The sequence below is a fragment of the Mucilaginibacter sp. OK268 genome, assembly GCF_900103125.1.
Lineage (GTDB): Bacteria > Bacteroidota > Bacteroidia > Sphingobacteriales > Sphingobacteriaceae > Mucilaginibacter.
This window is the reverse complement of the sequence record NZ_FNJV01000001.1, coordinates 409,500-428,982: the sequence shown is the minus strand read 5'-3', so window position 1 is coordinate 428,982 and position 19,483 is coordinate 409,500. Positions and strand designations below refer to the sequence as shown.

The window sequence follows — 19,483 nt, the reverse complement described above, 5'->3', positions numbered from 1 at the left end:
TTAATGTCCGTTGAAAATGAGGTATAAAGCAATCATCACTATTGTTAATAGTGCCCAGGCCACTTTTACGCGCCTGGTAGGCTTCGCGGTATTGTGTATTTCGGATAAGGTGGCCCTGTAAACTGTTGGTTCTTTATCGAGCAGCGAGATCAGGACCGCCGATATTGCCAGGAAGACAAAGATGAAGAACGACAGCATCAGGTAATGCGGCCAAAAACTGTACTTTGCGGATGGCAACACCCATAAATAAACCACACCGGTGCCAAGACTAAAAGCCGAACCCGCTGACAGGATGACATTTACAGCTTTACGGGTAGTACGTTTCCAATAAACCGTAAGCAGGAAAACCACGGCCAGCGGCGGCGCAATAAAGCCCAATACCGATTGAAATACATCGAACAGGTTGAGGCCTTTAATGCTGTCAATTGCCAGCGCCATGCCTATAGCAAACAGGCAGCCGGCAATTACGGTATAGCGCCCAACCCTGATGAGGTCTTTGTTAGTAGCGTTAGGATTGATCTTTTCAGCATAAATATCCATGGTGAATACCGTGCTCAATGAGTTAAGCGATGAACCGATGGTACCCACCAAAACAGCGATCAATACCACAATAACCAGCCCGTTCATACCCGGCGGGAAGAGATTGGTGACCATAGTCATATAGGCCAGTGCCGGATCGCTCAGATGTGGGTAGAGGATAAAGCACAGGATACCGGTGAGGATGAACAACGGCAGGGATAATATTTTGAGCCAGCCAATAAAGTTAACGCCGAGCTGTCCCTGTTCCAGGTTTTTAGCACCCAATACCGATTGTACCATGGCCTGATCTGTACAGAAAAAAGCTACTGCCGATACCGGGTAACCCAGCAAAATAGCATACCAGGGATATTTAACATCACTTGCCGGGTGAATCAAGTTCCAGTAATTATTGGGCGTTTGATGAAATACTGCTGATAACCCGCCTGCTTTGTTTACTCCCAGCACAGTTAAAATTAATGATACGCCAATGAGCAACAGCATCTGGAATACATTTGCTTTGGCGATAGCTTTTAAACCGCCGGTAAAGGCAAACAAACCGGCAAATGAAACCAGTACAATAACGGATTGCCACATGGGGATCCCGAGGATCTGCCTCACCAGAAATCCACCGGCAAACAGACCTAAGGATAGCCACGAGATGAGCATTTTGATCAAAGCGTACCAGGCCAGGATGTTACGGGTAGAATCGCCATAACGGTTGCCCATAAACTCGGGCATGGTTGATACTTTGGCAGCGATATATTTCGGCGCGAATACCAGCGCCAGCAGCATCAGGAACACAAAAGCATACCAATCAAAATTTACGGCTACGATGCCTGTACTGTAACCGATGCTTGCAAAAGCCAGCAGCATGGACGGCCCCACGTTGGTGCCCCACATATTAAAACCAATACTCGCCCATCCCAGCGATTTATTGGCCAGGAAAAGCGTTTCATCCGTTTTGTTTTTATTGCCGAAACTGGCGCGATAACCGATTACCATTAAAACAATTAGGTACACAGCCACAACGGAGTAATCTAACAGCGTGAGGCGCGATACGATATTGCTCATGCCCAATATCATGCGCTTAACTCATTTACGGTTAAATTAAATTCGGTGAGGATATCATCAACCTTTACGGGTTTACCGCTTTGTAAGGAGCGGTCCATAGCTTGCAGCAAAGCGATAGTACCGATGCCTTCTTTAATATCGGGATAAGCTGTATAGCCTTGGGTGATACTATCCGCAAAATATTCGAGGTAATTTTGATACTCGCCGGCGTGGTGGCTTTTGCCCTCAAACCTGAAATAATGTTTCAATTTATGTTCCCAGGTTAGGATGCGCTCTTCGCCGGTATTATCGGTGATGGCATAGCGCAGGTCCATATAATCACCCTGGCTACAGCCTTCGGTGCCGCGTAAAATGCAGCTCATCTCACTGTCGCGGGTAACGGGCTGCACCGGACCGGTATAACAACCGCTTACACGTGCTATCCTACCGTCCTTCGCTTTGAAAATAAAGTGCATCGTATCCGGGTTCTTGAGGCCTCCTTTTGCTCCGTTAGAGCTCAGCATGCCGTAACCCATCACCTCTTCAATATCGGGCAGGTACCAGCGGATAAAATCTACCGGGTGGCTTAAGCCCCCGTACAACCACTTAAAAGCCTGCTGTAACGACCATGGCTTCTCCAAAAACCACCGGTGATCTGCATGGTAATAAGCCTCTACCGTGATCAAATCCCCTATTAAACCGGCTTCATAATCTTTGCGTTGTTTTTTCATTGGCTCAAAAAAGCGGGAGCTTTGACCTACAAATACATTTTTGCCGCTTTGTGCAACCAGTTCAAGCAGTTCGGCGGCTTTGCTCAGATCATCAATAAAAGGTTTAGTGCACACCACATGTTTGCCATGCAATAAAGCCTGTTTAACATGTTCCGCATGCAGATGATCGGGCGTATAAATGGCAATGATATCTATTTCAGCATCATTGAGCAGGTCCTGGTAACTGGTAGTGTAGTTATGAAAGTTAAATTCTTCGGCGCGTTGTTTGCACAATTCAATATTCTTGTCGCACACCATTTTCAGTTCAAGCTTATCGCTTTTCAATACTGCCGACATGGTGCTGCGCCCTTCGCCTAATCCTAATATTCCTATTTTCATTTTATAATGATCGTTTAGTGTCGCTGTTGTCTGTTACCTGTTTAAAAAATACCCATATCTCGCCCTTTCGCGTGCCGGGCACACCTTCCTGGTATTTTTTCATCAACCTGTTCCAATCGTTTACCCGCGGGTTATTTTCGATGGTTTTAGGATTGAGGTCGTCAAGCTTTTTGCCTTTCGGGATACTGATCACCAGCATCAGCCGACGCCCGTTCCTGAATACCAGTAATTGCTGAAAACCGGCATTACAAAAGCCCTTAGCCACCTCGGGCCAATTTTTAAACTGGGTAATGTGGTAATCGATATATTCCTGCTGCAGGCGTTCATCATTAACCAGGTTCGCAGTGAGTATAATATTATCCCATTGCTTAGCAAGGCCACTCCCGCCGCAACGCTGTTCGCGGTTAAAATCATAAAACGGGCTGCTGTAAACCGTAACCTGGCATGATGGGTATACCGCCCGAGCGCTGTTTTGGATGGATGCCGTATTTAAATGCTTGCCATAAACAATGAGATGATTATCCCAACGGTAAACAGCCGAAGCCGGTAACCCCTGCTTACGGGCGATATTCAATAAGGCCGCATAATTGAGTTGCTTGCCTTGCGAACCCGTCACTTCGATAATGGCATAAGGGTTTGAAGCTGCTTTTACATCAGATGCCAGCAACAGTAAAACCGCCGTTAGCCAAACTATATATGCTTTTAATATTTTCATTCTGTTTTATGATTGATTGGCCGGTTGTCCCGATTTATTGATCTGTATTGGAACAGGTAGCGATAAGGCACTTCCAACCCGGCGGCATTTTTGATGACCACATCAACCTGCGGACCATTATTTTCCCAAACATTGCCGGGGCCGTTTGCATTCTTGAGGAATTTATCGGCCGGGCACCAGTTGTTTTTTAGCGTGATGTATGACGAGCCCTCGTCGGTATACAGGTAAAACCAATGCTGCGGGTCATGCGCGTAAGGGGCTTTGTAAATGCTGTCGACATAGTTATTGCTGATCACCGAACCGGGCTGGGCCGAGAGCGTATAGATGCCGGCCACATCATACATATTACGGGCATAATGATGAATTTTGTTGGCCATGATGCGGTTATCGCTCATGGCATTGATAGTCTTTGTCCAGCCCCAACCCATGCTGATGCCGGTGTAGTTTACATCACAGACCTCGTTATGCGTTATGCTGATGCCTTTTACATAACCCGCACCAATGCCAACGCATCCCCAATCTTCATTAGTGGCATCAATTATCAGGTTATTGGCGATGGTATCATTGGTGCAGATCTCCCGTTTATCAGTTGGATTATAAGGCAGGTGAACTTCCTGTGCCTCATCGGAATATATACCGTCGAGGACTGCCGTACCGCCGATATCTTTAAACAGACATCCCTTAACCACATCATTATGCATACCGCGTTTAAAATCCAGCCCAGTTGAGGCCATATGTTCAAAACCGCAACCATCAAAAGCGATGTGCGATGCATAAGCCACCTCGACAGCAGCTTTCGGTCGACCTACCCATGCCTGGTTTTCCAGCCCTTTTTTATCCGGCGTGCCGGGGACTTTTAACTTGTAAGCATCCAGCATATACATCCCGGCCTGGTGAGGTACTAAACCCTCTTTTGATGGCCGAAGCCAGCTGCTGTGCTCAAAACTGATATTTTTAAAGCCGAAATAATTTACCGGGCGGTCAAGAGTGCCTTCCATTTTTACTAATGTTTCCAGTTCCGGCACAGCCACAATAGCTGTTTGCAGATCCTCGCCTTTGCGTGGGATATAATAGATCTTATTGGCCACGCGATCATGATACCACTCACCCGGGTGGTTCAAAAAACCGATAGCATTGCTAAGATAAAATGCCGAATTGCCCGTTTTTTTGGAGATCCATGGTGCGGGCCATGGGTGCTCCGACTGGATGCGGCTTTCTGGCTGGTAAAACGATAAGCGGGCACTATCCCCCATTACTTTAACAGCCTTAACCCGCAAAATGGCAATTGCCCACCATTGGTGAATAAACATTTCCATGCCACTGATATGTGAGGCATCCAGCGAAGCCGCTGATGGAATAATACAGGTTTCGGTTTTGTGATCCCAGGAAAGAATGCGGTTCATTACCGGGGCATCGGTATCACGAGCGCGGATCGCCTTTACGTTATTTACCCAAAGCTGTCTGAATTGTAAAGGTTCATCGCCAATCATTGGCGCATCTACTTCCCAAACTTTGCCTTTAGCTTCGGCGGGCAAACCGGGAATCACTGTATTTACTTTACGCCATCCCGTTACAGTAACGCCGCCGCTTAAAACGGTTTTGCCTATACCTTCACCTTCAATAATGGTCGGGCTATCGGCTGTACCTGAATCTTCCGGGCGGACAAATAAAGGTTCAGCTAACTGGTAAACTCCCGCTAATACTTTAATATAGATGCCGCCTTTTATCGGTTCATCATTTAATCGCCTCAGTTCACGGGCTTTTCGGAGTGCCATAGCTACGGTTGCCAGCGGTTGCTGCTGGGTTCCGCTATTTTTATCGGAGCCTTTTGGCGATACCCAAATCTCGGCCGCAAAAACGCTACCGGTCAAAATAAAATTTGACAGGAGCATCAAAACAACTATGCGGCAGCGCTTCATTTATGGTTTAGTTAGTTTGAAATATTGACTTTACATATGTGGTATTGGCGCTGAAATTCCACTTTACATTGCGCGGGTCTTTGGCGTCGCGTGAGCGTTCGATAACCAGCCAGCCCGTCCAGCCCATTTTATCCAAAGTAGCCTTTACTTGCTCCATATTTATTTTTGGATCATTTTGCAGCCAAACACCATCATCATTAGTGCAATGGATCTGAACGATATTATTTTTGCCCAACACCTTAAGCTCGCTGCTCAAATCGCGACCGTTCCTGATAGCATTTTCAAAATTGAAATAGCTTTTAATAGCTAATGAGCCTACATCTTTGAGTAGCTGTAATTCGCCTTTGGCATCCAGCGCGGTTTCAATGCCTATTACAACACCCGCCTTTTCGGCTATTTTGCCGACCTCCTTTAAGCGGGCAACAATAGCGGGCCGCAATTCAGGAAATTTCACTAAATCGCCCTTTACGCCCATCGGCAAAAAGCCAACCTTAACGCCCATTTGTTTCATAGTGTTGATGCAATCAGTAACCGCCTTAATCGCTGTTGGCCGCTCGGCAAATGACTGAGCGAAAAAGCCGGTCATGCCCATGGAAGGGATCTCCAAATCCAGCTCTTTTGCCTTTTTCTGGAATACTTTTTTAATGGAATCATTGGCCAGTTGGTTATCAAAAGTTTCGCGGTCGCCAAGACCACCCATATCTACCTCAACGCCATCCGCACCGATATCTTTAACCAGCTGAAACGCCCCTAACTTTTGCCGTTTAAGGATCATCAGATCAACGACCGCTACTTTATAGCGTTGCTTTGATACCGTTTGTGCAACCGACGGTGGGCCAAAAGCACACATCATTAATCCTATCCACAACCCCGGGATCAATCTGTTTTTCATAGTTTATTTTTTTGTTGCCTGTCCAAATACTTTTTCCAATTGCTCAAATCCCTTTATAGCATTCGATGGGAGTTTTTCGCCTTTATCACCAAATACATACATAGCGGGTTCTTTTTCAATGGTGACCTTTCCATCATCGAAACCACCTTTACTATCTTTAATTTTATTAATGTCGAGATGAAAGTTTTTGGCTATAAAGGCGTACAACGCCGCTCTTTTTGAAGGACCAAAATCATGGCCTTCATTGGGCAGATGTACATTTTCTACTTTATTGGCAGCACCGTAATAGCCGTACATTTTTTGGAGGTAAGGAAAATCATGTTCGGGCATATTGGCTGTCCAGTCTTGCCCGTCGGAGATCAGTAATTGCGGGCGCGGTGCAGCCATGGCAGCTATTTCTACATTATCAGTCCCGTTGCCGCATTGGTGAATTGGCATCCCGCTTTCGCAAGGGCATCCCCCATAAAAATAAGATGATACCGATACAACAGGAGCACTTAGTTTGATCCGGTCATCCATGGCAGTCATTAACACGGTATGGCTTCCACCGCCCGAGCCTCCGCTAATTGCCACCCGTTCAGGATCGGTTTCCTTAAGCGATAGCACATAATCCAGGATCCGGATAGCGCCAAGTGCCTGGATAGTTTGTGCCAGGCTGCGACGATGATCTTCATCCTTAAATTGCAGCAGGGATTCGCCCCAGGCAAAAAGGTCATAGCTATAAGCCATAGCCCCCATCCGCGCCAGCGAGGCACAACGGATCTGGCAATCGGCGCGGTAACGCTGGTGTTCCCAATGCCCATCAGGACTTAAGATCACCGGGATCTTTCCTTTTATTTTGGATGGTTTATAAAGAGAGCCGTTGATGTACAACCCAGGCAAAATTTCGATAGCGATATTCTCAACCGTGTAACCGTCATAGATCCGTTTAGGTGTGATGATGGGTTTTGAAGCAGGTTTAGCAGGCAAGAGCGATAGTTCCAAAGCTTTATACAATTGGGGTTTCAGTATCGCTTTACGTTGTTCCCAGCTATCCCGGTCGTGGTATTGGGCGGCTATTCTGTCAAGCTCCTTCCAGCCATCGCTTACCGACCAGCGGAAGTATTCATATTCCTTCAGTTTGTACCTGCCTAGGGCTTCCTTATTCACTTTTAAATCGAGCGGAGTAAGGATATTGGCCAGCGTGGTATCTACATTGGCCCTGAAACGCCACTGGGCATAGTTAACCCATTTATCATTTACCTGCGCAGGGGTATATTTGATCTTTACGTGGTATTTTTCCTGTACCTCATTAAGCACATCTTTCAGGGTTTTCCTGTACATGGCGTCTGTTGTTTGCTGCGCATGGGCAGTGAAACACATTGTTGTGAGGCAGGTTAGTTGTATGTAGATTAGTTTTTTCATCGCTTTATTTTTTTTGTGTAGACGCATCACATGCGTCTCCTTTAGGACAAGTGGCTTTACAATTAATTTGCTCACGGGAGACGCATGTAATGCGTCTATACATTTAAACAATCAATCAAATAAAGTCCCGACTTACGATGTTTTAAAAACTTCGTAAGCCTTAGCCTGCCTGTCAGAGGGTCGCGCGTAAAGGTCTGCCCACCATGCTTCGAGGGCATCAGTATGATACCCCGTTCAACTTGCTGCCATTTTCTCCACCTTACAAATCCTTAGTTTCACCACTGGCCACCGGAAGTGTATAACCCTCCACCTTAGGCCAAATACCATCTTTTATTTCTTTCAGCTCCAACTTTGAAGGGTCAATAACCACATGCTTTATCTTTTGCCGGCGCCAGGTATAAACCACATGTACCATACCATCCGAAGTTTGGATAACCGATGGATAAGAATACTGGCTGATAGGCGAATCCTCCAAAATCAACGCCGCATACCACGTAACACCATCTTTGGAAACAGCCACATTAAGCGGTGTACGGGCACCTTTGGCCAGATTTCCCGGCGGCAAAACATGGTTGTAAACCAATAGCTGCCGACCGTCTTTTAATGTCACCGCATCTGTACCGGAGTTATTATTTGGCAATGAAGTTTTCTCCAAAGCAGACCATGTTTGTCCATTATCTTTAGACCATGTGCTGAGAATAGCCCTGTTCTGGCTGCGGCAAAGCGCCTGCAACCTGCCATCTTTATAAGTTAAAATACTCGGCTGTATGGCTTTCATGTCTTTACCGTCACTGATCGGGCCTATCATCGTCCAGTTTTTGCCGAAGTCTTTAGTGGCTTCAAAATGTACCTGCCATGCTTTACCTTCCGTGCTTACCGGGCTCAGCAATGTGCCATCTTTCAATAACACAGGTTTGTTTTTGATCGGCCCTAAAAAGCCTTCTGGCAAAGCTTTCTGCTCCGACCAGCTAATGCCGCCGTCTTTGGATGTTTTTATAAAACCCTTCCATTTTGCCGGACTTGGGCCTATTTTATAATAAAGCTGTAATTCACCTTTGGGTACCTGATATAGTACCGGGTTCCAGCAGGCATAGCGTAAGGTATCGTTTTGGATGCCGTTGGCAACATTAATACCTTCCGTCCATATGCCATTAACAAAACGGCTCACCCAGATACATACATCGGGGTTGCGCTCCTTAGTGCCTCCGAACCATGAGGCTACAAGGCCGTTTGGTGTTTCGGCGATGGTTGCCGCGTGGCATTCCGGGTAAGGTGCTTTCTCATAAATAAACTCATCTTTGATAATGCCCTTGCGCCATGGATTTTGGGCAAATGCATTAGCTATGAATAGGCAAGCCCCGATACTGATAAACAAGATCTTTTTTAGCATCGTATTATTATTTTTGAGTGACAGCTTTATCTTTTGCCGCTTTATCAGCAGCCTTTTTTGCAATGATGGCCTTGGTGTAATCGCCATATAGCTTGTGCCAGTTACGGCCGTTGCTGTTGAGGTATTGTTCGTTTTTGGTTTTGTAGATTTCGAATATGGCCGATACCTGTTTGATATTTTTAAAATCCACGGCCTGTTCGCGGGCCTGTTTCAGGTTAGCGAGAATGGTTGCCTCTTCAACAGTCGTCAGATCAGGTATTATGGATTTGTAGCCGGCCAAAGTAAAAGCCACCTTACCGATGGTATATTTATCAAGCACATTTTCCACCTGCTCTTCGGTTAAATCGGCACGTAAACCGGCCATCAGGTTTTCGTGAACAGATTTCGGCAGGGACGAATTGATGATGATCTGCCTGTCCATTGTGCTCAGCATCTTGCCCGTTGCAGGGTCAATACCTGCGGGAACCATTTCATATGAATGGTTGTTGTTCCAATCGCGGATTGCCTTAAGGTGGGTTGCTATTACATTTTTTACACGGATAGTCTTTGCTGTATCGGTAAGGGACAAGGAGGCAACCCAATCGGTAGCTTTTTTATCAACTTCGGCATCGGCTTTGGCCTGGGTCTCCGGCGTTGGAATTGATTTGGCCGCCTGCTGTTCCTGAGCATTAACAGTGCTTGAAAGCGAAAGCAATGCAATCAGCATAATACCCGCAATATTTAATTTTTTCATATCGATGTTTCTTTAATACTTAGCTTCAAAATCATAATCACCTGAACCTATGCTCAAAATGGCACGGCCATTTTCCATCTTCAGGGGCTTAATTTCTTTTATCCCTAATATTTTAGCCCCGCCCTCGGTTACTTCACTTATATTTTTTGCAGGCACATAAACCCGGGCCGAACTATTTGGCGGCACAGTGACATGCCAGTTAAAACTTTTTTTGGTGCTGGTATAATTACTGCGCACAAGGCCATAAGGCGTTTGGTACGAGGCATTAACACTATCCAATTCGCCAGTAATTGCGGGCTGCATAACCAATTGCTTAAAACCGGCATTAACTGTTTTTATACCGGCTATGTCCTGGTAAAACCAGGCAATCAGATCGCCCAGCAGCATAATGTGGTTACGGGAGTTCATAGCCGGGTTAGCGGTATCACCGTTCCACAATTCCCAAATAGTGGTTGCGCCCCTGTTGGCCATATAACCCCAGCTCGGGTAAGTTGTATTGGAGGCTATCCTCCAGGCCAGGTCAGGGCGACCAAATTCGGTAAGCCCCCGCATGAGCCATTGGGTGCCAATAACGCCCGTGCTGATATGGTCATGAGCGTCATTTATTTTTGCTACTATATTTTTAAATACAGCTTGTTTATTGGCAGTTGGAGTGATCCCGAAATACATCGGCAGCAGATTGGCCGTAACTGTATTATTGCTGTATTTTGACGTGGTTTTATCAAAGTATTTATCATTAAATGCTTTACCGATATTCTGTTTTATTGTGGCGAAAAACTGCGCATCAGCAGGTTTGTGCAGCATACGGGCAAACTTTTCCATCAGGCCCGAAAGATTGTAATAGTAAGCTGTCGCGATCAGTTGCCCATCGGTGTTAAGCGAAGAATCTTTGGCATGGATCAGCTCCGGAGATTCAGGAGGTACGCACCAGTCGCCATATTTATCTTTGGTGACAATGTTGTTTTTCATGTATTTAAACCGCATGTAATCCATCCACTTTTTCATGGAGGCATAGTTCTTTTCGATAGGCGCTTTATCCGCAAACTGCCGGTAAAGCATATCGGCCACCAAAATATAAGTGCCAGGCCAGGTCATGTTATCGCTGTAATAATTCCAGTAGGCCGGGGCTACGTCCGGTATAGCGCCGTCCGGCTTCTGCGATTGCGCGATATCATCCAGCCATTTGGCATAGAAATTATCGTTGGCGAACACAAAACTTTCGCCCAGCGAACCAACAGCACGGTCGCCCAGCCATGGCATCCGTTCGTTACGCTGCGGGCAATCAACCGGCATACCTTTATAGTTGCTCAATATTCCCCAATAAGCATTATGATAAATCTTGTTGACGATATCGTTGGATGTTTCGAAATGGCCGATGGTCGGCAAGGCATCGTAAACAACATGTCCCTCAAAATCATTTAATTCGGGCTTACCGGGATAACCGCTGATCTCCACATACCGGAATCCGTGATACACAAATACGGGGTGCCAGATCTCTTCTGCTCCACCTTTCAGCGTATACACATCGGTTACTTTGGCGTCGCGCAGATTGGCTACATAAAGCTCATTGTTAGGCTGCACGGTTTCGGCATATCGAAGGGTTACTTTATCGCCCCTGTTCCCTTTCACCCGCATTTGAAGCCAACCGGCCATGTTTTGCCCCAGATCCAGGATCCATACATCTTTTTTCAATTGATTGATGCCGATGGGTTTGATGGTATCCATTACCCTGATGGGCTCGTTCATCTGCGCATCAAGCTTGCCGCCGGGTGCCTGTACTAATTCGGCCTTAAGCCATTGGCTGTCATCAAAGCCTGGCTTGCTCCATCCCGGAAATTCTTTGGTGGCATCGTATTCCTCGCCATCATACTCGTTATTGGTACGGATAGGGCCATCGGCAGTGAATTTCCAGTTGTTATCGCTTATGATGGTTTGCTTTGTACCATCATTATATTCTACCTCCAGTTGCAGCAACATTTTTGGAAAACCAAACTCCTTGATCTTTTTAGGCTTGTATTTTGGGCGCATGGTAAAATAGCGGCCATTGCCCAATACCGTTCCGATGGCATTGTCACCTTTTTTCAAGTGATCTGTAACATCAAACGTGTTGTACTTGACAGATTGGGTATAATCCGTAGGGGCCTGGGCCAGGACCTGGTCACCAAGGAGTTGACCGTTCACATATAATTCGTAATGGCCAAGACCAACTATATAAGCCGTAGCTTTTTTAATGCCCGGCTTCAAATCAAACTGGCAACGGTAATACCGCGCCGAAAGACGGGAAAACTTCGATACGCTATCCCAGGCAAAACCGCGGTCGCAGCCTATCCATTTGGCTTTCCAGTCGGTGGGGTTTAAAAGGCCTACACTCCATTTTGCCGGTTTGCTCCAGGCCGTTGCACCATTGTTAGTCCACACCCTAACTTTCCAGTAACACGCTGCACGGCTATCTAACGCCTTACCCGAGTAGTTAACCATAACAGATGCATCAGAACTCACTTTATGCGAATCCCACAGGTCACCCCGCCCTGCTGTTAACTTTTCGGGAGTTGAAGCTACCAGGATTTGATAGGCTACCTGGTTTGTGTTACGAGCATCACTTGTGATCTGCCAGCTTAAGCGAGGCTTTATTGTGCCGATGCCTAAAGGATTGTTCAGCATTTCACAGCGCAGGTTTTGTAAACCGATGCGGCTATCCGCATAGCAATTGCCGGGGCAGTTTACAATAACCGCAGCAGCCAAAATGAGATATGTGAATATCCTTTTCATTTATTATTTACCCGAAAAATCAAAATACAGGTTGAGCGTGAGCGCATCTTCTATATTCCTATCGTAATTAAAATATTGGTTCTTTTGGCCCCCAGGCCCAAGTTTTTCAGGCTTTTGCGATTTGGTTCCTATCGGGGTTATACCGTGCATAAACGAGATATCGCCCGAAGGAAAAAGCGGGGCAGTGTTGTACACATTTTTAGGATTGGCTGGGTTAAACAACCTCATGAACACATCCCTGCTATTGCAAACAATGGTTACCGGCTGCCCGGTGGTTTGCAGTTTCATCCAGTAGAGGTTGGAGTAATAGCCTTTAAATTCGGGGTAAACGACCTTGCCTTGCCCGGTTATGGTATTGTTGTAAGTTTTATCCCAAACGCCCAGCGAAGTACCTTTCATCCGGTTTTTCCATACCCGGTAAGGGCCATCGCCCATATAAGTAACACCTTTGATCTCTTTTTCGGGGAAAGAAAAATTGACACCCATCAGGGTGGCTTCCTCGCCAATAGGCCAGTATTTAACAACAAGCTGCACCCAGCCCGATGGGTAGATCGTCCACTTTAATAAAGGCTCGGATTTTTTAGGTGGGAATACTGCTTCAACTATTAGGTTATCCCCATCGTAATGATAAGTGAGTTTTTGAAAACCTGTTTGATCCTGCCCTTCAACTAATATTGGCCCGTTGTTAAAAGGGATATCGCCTTTGGCATTTTTTACACTAACCAATATGCCCGAATTGCGGTTAAAAGCCAGCTCTATACCATTGCCGGTTCTCACATTATACAGCGAATCGGTTTCGCTGATCAGCGCTTTGTTTCCTCCTGTTTTGCTAATGATACGGTTGGTGATTTGATCATGACTGCTTATCGGAAAACTCCATGTAAACAGTTCATGCTTGTTTACATCAAATGCAGAGATATACAGTATATCAAAATTTTGCCAGCCTTTGGGTAGTTGTAATTGCAGGTTCCCATACTGCCGCGGTGCAACATCCGGCGAAGCGATGCTACCGGTTTTAGTTTTTGAACTGGCACCATTGGGCGTAGCCAGTTTATAACTGAATGTGCATTGTTTGAGGTTGGTGTAAGAATATCTGTTCTCTAAGCGAAGCGCGGCATTGAAAGCTGGCGTTATCTCCCGAGGTTCAAGATAAACTGGACTCCAGATCTCTTTGATGGCGTAGTAACTTCCCTCTTTTTCATGATACGGGCCGATGATTCCATCGGGGCCGTGATCGCCGTCGCTGTCGAGTTCGCCGTTCTTATCGGTGCGAACCACAGCTTCATCAGCAAAATCCCATATAAATCCACCTGCCGAAATTGGCGTATGCCACATCTGTTTCCAGAAATCATCTAAACCAGCACCAGCACCGCCGTCGTACAGGCCATGTAAAAATTCGGTTGGGAAAAATATGTCATGACCGTTGATGCCGGTATTGGTACCGTAGTCATAATTGATATAATGCTGTGTATTTGTTCCCCGGAAGATGCCCCATGGGTGGACCAGCGGCCGTTTCTGAATATCCAACTCATCAAACCAATGATCGAGGTTAAAGTTAAAACCGCCTTCGTTACCATTATCCCACACCACAATGGAAGGGTGATTAATATCTTTTTCGATAAGTTCCTTTGTCAACTTTGAACCAACTACGTCATCATAAGCGTGGTGCCAGCCAGTGAGTTCGTCTAACACAAAAAGGCCTAAAGAGTCGCACACATCCAGGAAATGATCATCGGGCGGATAATGCGACATGCGTACGGCGTTCATGTTCATATCCTTCATCAGCTGTACATCTTCAATGCTGATCTTTTTATTGAGCGCCCTGCCTGTTGTCGGCCAGAATGAATGGCGGTTTACGCCTTTAAATTTAATCTTCGCGTTGTTTACGTAAATGCCGTCGTGCGCCCTAAGTTCAACCGTACGGAAACCGATGCGCTGTTTTACTGTATGAACAGCTTTGCCATTCTCATTCAGCGTAAATACCACATTATACAGGTTAGGAAACTCCGGCGACCATAATTTAGGCGAAGCAAGATGCATACTGATATAAGCAACGGTGTCACCAGCATTAACCTTCACAGAAAACGGAGCGCCGAACTTTTGCCCTGCCTGTGTATAAACTTGCCCTGTTACCGAGCCCGATTTTACAGAAACCAGTCTGAGTTGCGCCTTTATATTACCATTAGCTTTAGCATCAACAGCATAGTAGCTGATGTGAGATTTTGGCGATGCTTCCAAAAATACCGGCCTGAAAATACCGCCAAAGATCCAGAAATCACCCTTGCGCTCGGCCGCGTTCACCGATGCGTTGGCAGAATGTTTAGATACCGTTACCTCCAGCAAGTTCGGTTTACCGTAATTGAGCAAAGCGCTTACATCATACTTAAAACGGTAAAATGCGCCCTGGTGAACTGGCCCTGCCGATTTGCCGTTTAATTTCACCTCAGTATCGGTCATAGAGCCATCAAAAACAATATTGATGGCTTTGCCCTGCCATGATGCAGGCACATTAAACCCGTATTTATAAAGGCCTTGCTCTTTACCCTTTACACTATCCTTCGCAAGTCCATAATTGTATTTGCCAAAGCCTTGAAACTCCCAATTTGATGGCACGGGGATGGTAGTCCATTTGCCGGCGTTATTGCCCCCGGTACAGTAAAACTGCCAGTTTACGGTATGATCGCTGCCGGTGCCCGACAGGAACAGCTTTTGTGTTTCCTGGGCACGGGCTGCTATCCCGCTTATCACAAACAGCAAAATAATCCATATTTTAAAACAGGCAGATCTCATTAGTATATTCAGTTAGCAGTTAAGGTAAACTTCAAAGGGTTATCCGTGCGGAAGGATGCAGCAGGCAAACCATCCTTATTATAAAAATTGGGCTGTGCAGATTCCGACCAGGCAAAACGCACGGCTACGGGTTTGGTAATCGATCCGGCAGATACTTCAACCGTATTGTCTTTTATTGTAGCGTTGGCCGCAACAAAATTTCCATCGGCACCGGCAATGGTAAAATCGGTAAGCGGTTTACCATCATGGCTTGTTAGTCCGGCACCTATGTGATCAAATTCCAGAATGATCTTGTTGCGGCTTATCTTCATGCTTTTATACACCGGCCCTGAAAAAACTACAGGGTGTTTATAGGTATTGGCCAATGCCTGTAATTCCAGCCTCCGGCCTACCTCCCATTTAAAAGGCGGGTGGATATTTTTAAGGTCATCGTTCAGGTCGGTAGTGATGATCATACCTGTATGCGGAACCTGCAAGGCGGCGGCCTGTGCTTCGCGAAATTCCGGCTCAGTGAACGGTGTATACGTTACCGGTCCCTTACCCTGGGTATAGTAATAGGGCGCTATCTGCACGTAGTAAAACGGCAGTGTTTTATCGCCCCATAATTTGCGCCAATTGTTGATGAGCGCTTCCATTTTGTAAGTATAGCTGATGGTTTCGCCTAAAAAGCAGTTGCTTTCGCCCTGGTACCATAAAAAACCTTTAAGTGCAAACGGGGCAAGCGGTTCAATCATTTTAGTATAGAATTTACCTGGATCGCCATCGATCTTAATATTGTTTGCTTTGAAATATGGGATAGCATCAAAACCCTCCCGCGATACCCATGGCTCTATCCGGCTTCCGCTCACTGCCGATGAAATAATACCCACCGGTACTTTCAAATCATACTGCAGGTTTTTAGCAAAGAAATACCCCGCCGCCGAAAACGCTCTCAAAGCCGAATCCTCGGCAACACTCCAACCAGAATGGATAGAATCAGGCTTAATCAAGTTTTTCTGCGTAGTGAGGAAAATCCTGATCTGCGGGTTATGCGCGCGTTCCAACTCATCAACCGGGGAATTTTCCGTACTGGTATCCGGCTTTTTCACTTTGCTGTTCTTGCGCATTTCGTACTGCATGTTAGATTGGCCGGAGCAAAGCCACACCTCTCCTACTAAAATATTTTCGAGTTTTATAGTGTTTATACCAGATATCGTTAATGTTGCTGGTTTGGCGGATGCTTGCATTGGATCAAGTTTCACTATCCATTTGCCAGATGCATCGGCTGTGGTTGTTTTGCTCTGTTTATTGAACTTTACAGTCACCTTTTCGCCGGGCGACGCGGTACCCCAAACGGGTACGGGGGCATTACGCTGCAATACCATATTGTTGCCCAATATTTTAGGCAAAACCACCTGCGCCCCGGCAATCCCGGAGCTGAGCAGGCAGATCGTCAACCAACAATATTTTATCAGGCGCGGCATTATTAGTAATTACTTGTTTTAAATGACTTGATATAGAAAACTGCTTGCTTCGCGGTTTCGCCGGCGTTTGGACGATCATAGTCCTGATCGGTAGGCGTATCGGCATCCGGAAACCTTCTGATATCCCCGGTACGGAATACAACCCGGTTTACGCTCAGCACCGGGGCAAAAAACAGCCCGGTAAGTACATCCTTACCATTTACATTCACAGTGTAAAAGCGGGTATCTGTATTCAGCTTTATCACTACATGGAACTGGGTATCTCCCTCATATTTCATGAAGTTTTTGTTACGGTACCCGGCCTTTGTCCTGAATTGCCCGGCAGAATCAAGCGTAAGCCTGATCGCAGCCGTGCCTTTCTCATCCTGAAATTCAATATCCAGCATACCGGTGTTGTTTTGCCCGGCTGTGATGGTGAAATCGGTCATTAATTTTTTTGAAACAGGTACTACCCGCTCGGCTTTGGCAAAATCAAAAGGGTCGCTGTCTTTTAATGTCAAAGCACGTTCTCCGTCTGGTGTTTTGTCGATATCCGCAGGTGCCCATTGCGGGCTATAGGTATTCCATTTTTCCAGTTCTTTGCCGGCCGGCAGTTGGTTAAAAACTTCATTGGCATGTGCATCCGCCTTTTCGGTGATCGGTACCGGGATCGATGATACCCAGATATCCTCCTTGTTCATGCTATAGGTTACCCAAAGCTTGCCATCGGGCGGGGTACCGTTCCCTTCCTCAATACCACGCACATATTGCGGACCGTATGATTTATAAGCCCCGCCATAACGCATGGTGGTGATCTCGCCGTTAACCAGCAAAAGGTTGGTATAATCCAATCCATCCTTACTAACCGATAATGCCAGCGGCCAACGGAATTCCGATGGATTGTACACGGTAACATATTTACCATCAGATGTGCGCTGCCCCCAGATCTTGGCGTTGGCATTTACAAAACGCGGCGCGCGGGAAGCGTTGGTAGGCCATGTTTTACCGTTATCGGTACTGATAGCAGTAAGGGCATATTTCCATAAGCCAACAACCCGGCCATCGGGCAGGTGATAAAAGTTAAATGCTTTATAATCTTTATGCAGCGGGATCAGAGGGTCTTTCTTATTCGTTTCTTCTACCCACTGCATCATCATCAGCGGATTGGCCATCAGCTCATCACAGGCCTGTACAAAACCTTTGTCCTTACTGGTTTTATAAAAAGGAAATGAGGTATTCTTTTCGTTCCATTTAGGGTTATAATGGATAAAATATATCGGCCCGAATTTGCCGTTCGGCAAAACTTCGCGCACCACGCGGCCTATGCCTAAGCCATCGTTCGGATCGTCATGACCGTCTAAACAAATACCATAAAAGCCCAACACCAACAAGCGTTTTGACTTGGAAGTATAATAGCCCATGCGCTGGTGCATCACCGAATACAGGTCTTTAGCCACTCCGGGATACCCTTCTTTAGTAGTACCATCAGGGATTTTATATTGAGGAAAAACCACCGTGGGTTTCGACCATGTTTCGCCATCCTTCGAGGTTATGAGCAGGGTTTGGCCTGGCGGCACGCTTTCGCCTACCTTATCGCTCAGGTATTCAACATAAAATGTATTATTCCAGTAAGCCAGCATGGGGGCATGGTTATAGGTAAAGCCATAACCGTCGGCCAGTTCAGGATGCTTCCGGTTGGCCCGGAAGATCTGCTTACTATGCACACCAATTACCGGCGTCAGTTGCCCATGATGATAATCGACATTGGCAACCGTATTACCGCTGTAATGCACGATATCCTGTGCCTTGGCAATCCCGGCCATCGATATAAAAAACAATATGATAATAAACTTATTCATGTTTAGCTTCCTTAGTTTGCCCGGCTGCCTGTAAAAGCTGCCCCAGCTGTTTTTTGGTGACTTTAAATATGGTACCATGCTTGTGCCCTACCGGTACGCTTACGCTATCGGCCAGATCTATAAAAGTTTTAAAGTCGGTTGTGCGCATAGCACCATATCTTTTTAAGCGGTACGAATCGTAATAAATAAGCCAACTGTTACCCGCCTTAGTCATGCTCGGGCCTTCGCTGTATGGTTCCGTAAATCTTGGTGTATAATTGCTGTAAGGCCCTAAAGGATTGTTGCTAAATGCTACCAAGATGTTACGATTGGGCCTTGTGTTATCCTTCATAACCAGCGCATAATCATCTTTTGCCCGCTTTACGATCTCCGCATCAATTACACTAAAGCCCGGATCAAGGAAAAGCTTTGAGGGACTAAACGTTTTAAAATCTTTGGTAGTAGCGTAGTAAAGGCGATGGTTATTATTCTCATCCTCCTGTCCTTTTGGAAACCTAAATGGAACAGTTGAGGCCCAAACAATAATGAAATATTTGTTCTCGTCATCATAAAACAACTCCGGTGCCCATGCATTCACCGCGGTAGGTTCATTGGCCATTACCTCAATATGTTGTTGTGCCGACCAGTGTATCAAATCCTTTGAACTGGCATAACCGATGCCTTTATCGTTTTTCCAGCCAGTCGTCCATACCAGATAATATGTACCATTGGGCCCCTGCACGATGGAAGGATCGCGCATGATCCTGGCATCGCCAACTTCAGGTTTAATAAAGATGTGGTCTATAGCGTTCCAGTGATAAGCGTCATAGCTATACAAAAAGCGCAAACCTTCATTGGCCGGCTCATGAAACGATGTAAAAAGGTACACGCTTTTACTTGCCCTGCATGAAAA

Annotated in this window: 13 protein-coding genes; all 13 read right to left on the bottom strand. The window is 46.1% G+C overall.

Annotated elements, in window-relative coordinates; genetic code table 11:
- The 13 genes from BLR84_RS01785 to BLR84_RS01725 all read right to left on the bottom strand — a co-directional run bounded on the left by BLR84_RS01785 (position 1) and on the right by BLR84_RS01725 (position 19,459).
- The gene (locus tag BLR84_RS01785) at positions 1–1,590 is read right to left on the bottom strand and encodes a sodium:solute symporter family transporter (protein ID WP_090465710.1); all 1,590 of its coding nucleotides are present in this window, start codon (positions 1,588–1,590) and stop codon (positions 1–3) included.
- An 8-nt stretch (positions 1,591–1,598) separates the two neighbouring features.
- A complete protein-coding gene (locus tag BLR84_RS01780; protein ID WP_090463477.1) occupies positions 1,599–2,678 on the bottom strand; it encodes a Gfo/Idh/MocA family protein in 1,080 nt (359 codons plus the stop codon).
- Position 2,679: 1 nt separating this feature from the next.
- Complete coding sequence (locus BLR84_RS01775; RefSeq protein ID WP_090463473.1) at positions 2,680–3,393, bottom strand: L-rhamnose mutarotase; 714 nt, start codon at positions 3,391–3,393, stop codon at positions 2,680–2,682.
- Complete coding sequence (locus tag BLR84_RS01770; protein WP_176851915.1) at positions 3,390–5,312, bottom strand: hypothetical protein; 1,923 nt, start codon at positions 5,310–5,312, stop codon at positions 3,390–3,392. The genes BLR84_RS01775 and BLR84_RS01770 overlap by 4 nt, the downstream gene beginning before the upstream one ends.
- Before the next feature lie 7 nt (positions 5,313–5,319).
- Positions 5,320–6,204, bottom strand: coding sequence for a sugar phosphate isomerase/epimerase family protein (locus BLR84_RS01765; RefSeq protein WP_090463470.1), 885 nt, complete (start codon positions 6,202–6,204; stop codon positions 5,320–5,322).
- Positions 6,205–6,207: 3 nt separating this feature from the next.
- On the bottom strand, positions 6,208–7,608 hold the full coding sequence (locus tag BLR84_RS01760) for an alpha/beta hydrolase family protein (protein WP_090465704.1): 1,401 nt from the start codon (positions 7,606–7,608) through the stop codon (positions 6,208–6,210).
- A gap of 259 nt (positions 7,609–7,867) precedes the next feature.
- Positions 7,868–8,998 (bottom strand): sialidase family protein, encoded by a 1,131-nt coding sequence (locus BLR84_RS01755; RefSeq protein WP_090465701.1) that lies wholly within the window; start codon positions 8,996–8,998, stop codon positions 7,868–7,870.
- A gap of 7 nt (positions 8,999–9,005) precedes the next feature.
- A complete protein-coding gene (locus tag BLR84_RS01750) occupies positions 9,006–9,731 on the bottom strand; it encodes a DUF3826 domain-containing protein (protein ID WP_255366838.1) in 726 nt (241 codons plus the stop codon).
- A 12-nt stretch (positions 9,732–9,743) separates the two neighbouring features.
- Positions 9,744–12,500 (bottom strand): alpha-L-rhamnosidase, encoded by a 2,757-nt coding sequence (locus BLR84_RS01745; RefSeq protein WP_090463467.1) that lies wholly within the window; start codon positions 12,498–12,500, stop codon positions 9,744–9,746.
- Positions 12,501–12,503: 3 nt separating this feature from the next.
- The gene (locus BLR84_RS01740) at positions 12,504–15,290 is read right to left on the bottom strand and encodes a glycoside hydrolase family 2 protein (protein WP_090463464.1); all 2,787 of its coding nucleotides are present in this window, start codon (positions 15,288–15,290) and stop codon (positions 12,504–12,506) included.
- An 8-nt stretch (positions 15,291–15,298) separates the two neighbouring features.
- Positions 15,299–16,753, bottom strand: coding sequence for a sialate O-acetylesterase (locus BLR84_RS01735; protein ID WP_255366837.1), 1,455 nt, complete (start codon positions 16,751–16,753; stop codon positions 15,299–15,301).
- Between the two features lie 2 nt (positions 16,754–16,755).
- Complete coding sequence (locus BLR84_RS01730; protein WP_090463461.1) at positions 16,756–18,591, bottom strand: sialidase/neuraminidase family protein; 1,836 nt, start codon at positions 18,589–18,591, stop codon at positions 16,756–16,758.
- Complete coding sequence (locus tag BLR84_RS01725) at positions 18,584–19,459, bottom strand: glycoside hydrolase family 43 protein (RefSeq protein ID WP_255366836.1); 876 nt, start codon at positions 19,457–19,459, stop codon at positions 18,584–18,586. Before BLR84_RS01725 ends, BLR84_RS01730 begins: the two co-directional genes overlap by 8 nt.
- Positions 19,460–19,483: the final 24 nt, after the last annotated feature.

What these genes read in the sequence shown, in the direction of transcription:
- BLR84_RS01735 (WP_255366837.1), bottom strand. Translation starts at nt 16,753, where the DNA reads ATGCCGCGCCTGATAAAATATTGTTGGTTGACGATCTGCCTGCTCAGC.
- BLR84_RS01750 (WP_255366838.1), bottom strand. Translation starts at nt 9,731, where the DNA reads ATGAAAAAATTAAATATTGCGGGTATTATGCTGATTGCATTGCTTTCG.
- BLR84_RS01770 (WP_176851915.1), bottom strand. Translation starts at nt 5,312, where the DNA reads ATGAAGCGCTGCCGCATAGTTGTTTTGATGCTCCTGTCAAATTTTATT.
- BLR84_RS01755 (WP_090465701.1), bottom strand. Translation starts at nt 8,998, where the DNA reads ATGCTAAAAAAGATCTTGTTTATCAGTATCGGGGCTTGCCTATTCATA.
- BLR84_RS01730 (WP_090463461.1), bottom strand. Translation starts at nt 18,591, where the DNA reads ATGAATAAGTTTATTATCATATTGTTTTTTATATCGATGGCCGGGATT.
- BLR84_RS01760 (WP_090465704.1), bottom strand. Translation starts at nt 7,608, where the DNA reads ATGAAAAAACTAATCTACATACAACTAACCTGCCTCACAACAATGTGT.
- BLR84_RS01775 (WP_090463473.1), bottom strand. Translation starts at nt 3,393, where the DNA reads ATGAAAATATTAAAAGCATATATAGTTTGGCTAACGGCGGTTTTACTG.
- BLR84_RS01785 (WP_090465710.1), bottom strand. Translation starts at nt 1,590, where the DNA reads ATGAGCAATATCGTATCGCGCCTCACGCTGTTAGATTACTCCGTTGTG.
- BLR84_RS01780 (WP_090463477.1), bottom strand. Translation starts at nt 2,678, where the DNA reads ATGAAAATAGGAATATTAGGATTAGGCGAAGGGCGCAGCACCATGTCG.
- BLR84_RS01765 (WP_090463470.1), bottom strand. Translation starts at nt 6,204, where the DNA reads ATGAAAAACAGATTGATCCCGGGGTTGTGGATAGGATTAATGATGTGT.
- BLR84_RS01740 (WP_090463464.1), bottom strand. Translation starts at nt 15,290, where the DNA reads ATGAGATCTGCCTGTTTTAAAATATGGATTATTTTGCTGTTTGTGATA.
- BLR84_RS01745 (WP_090463467.1), bottom strand. Translation starts at nt 12,500, where the DNA reads ATGAAAAGGATATTCACATATCTCATTTTGGCTGCTGCGGTTATTGTA.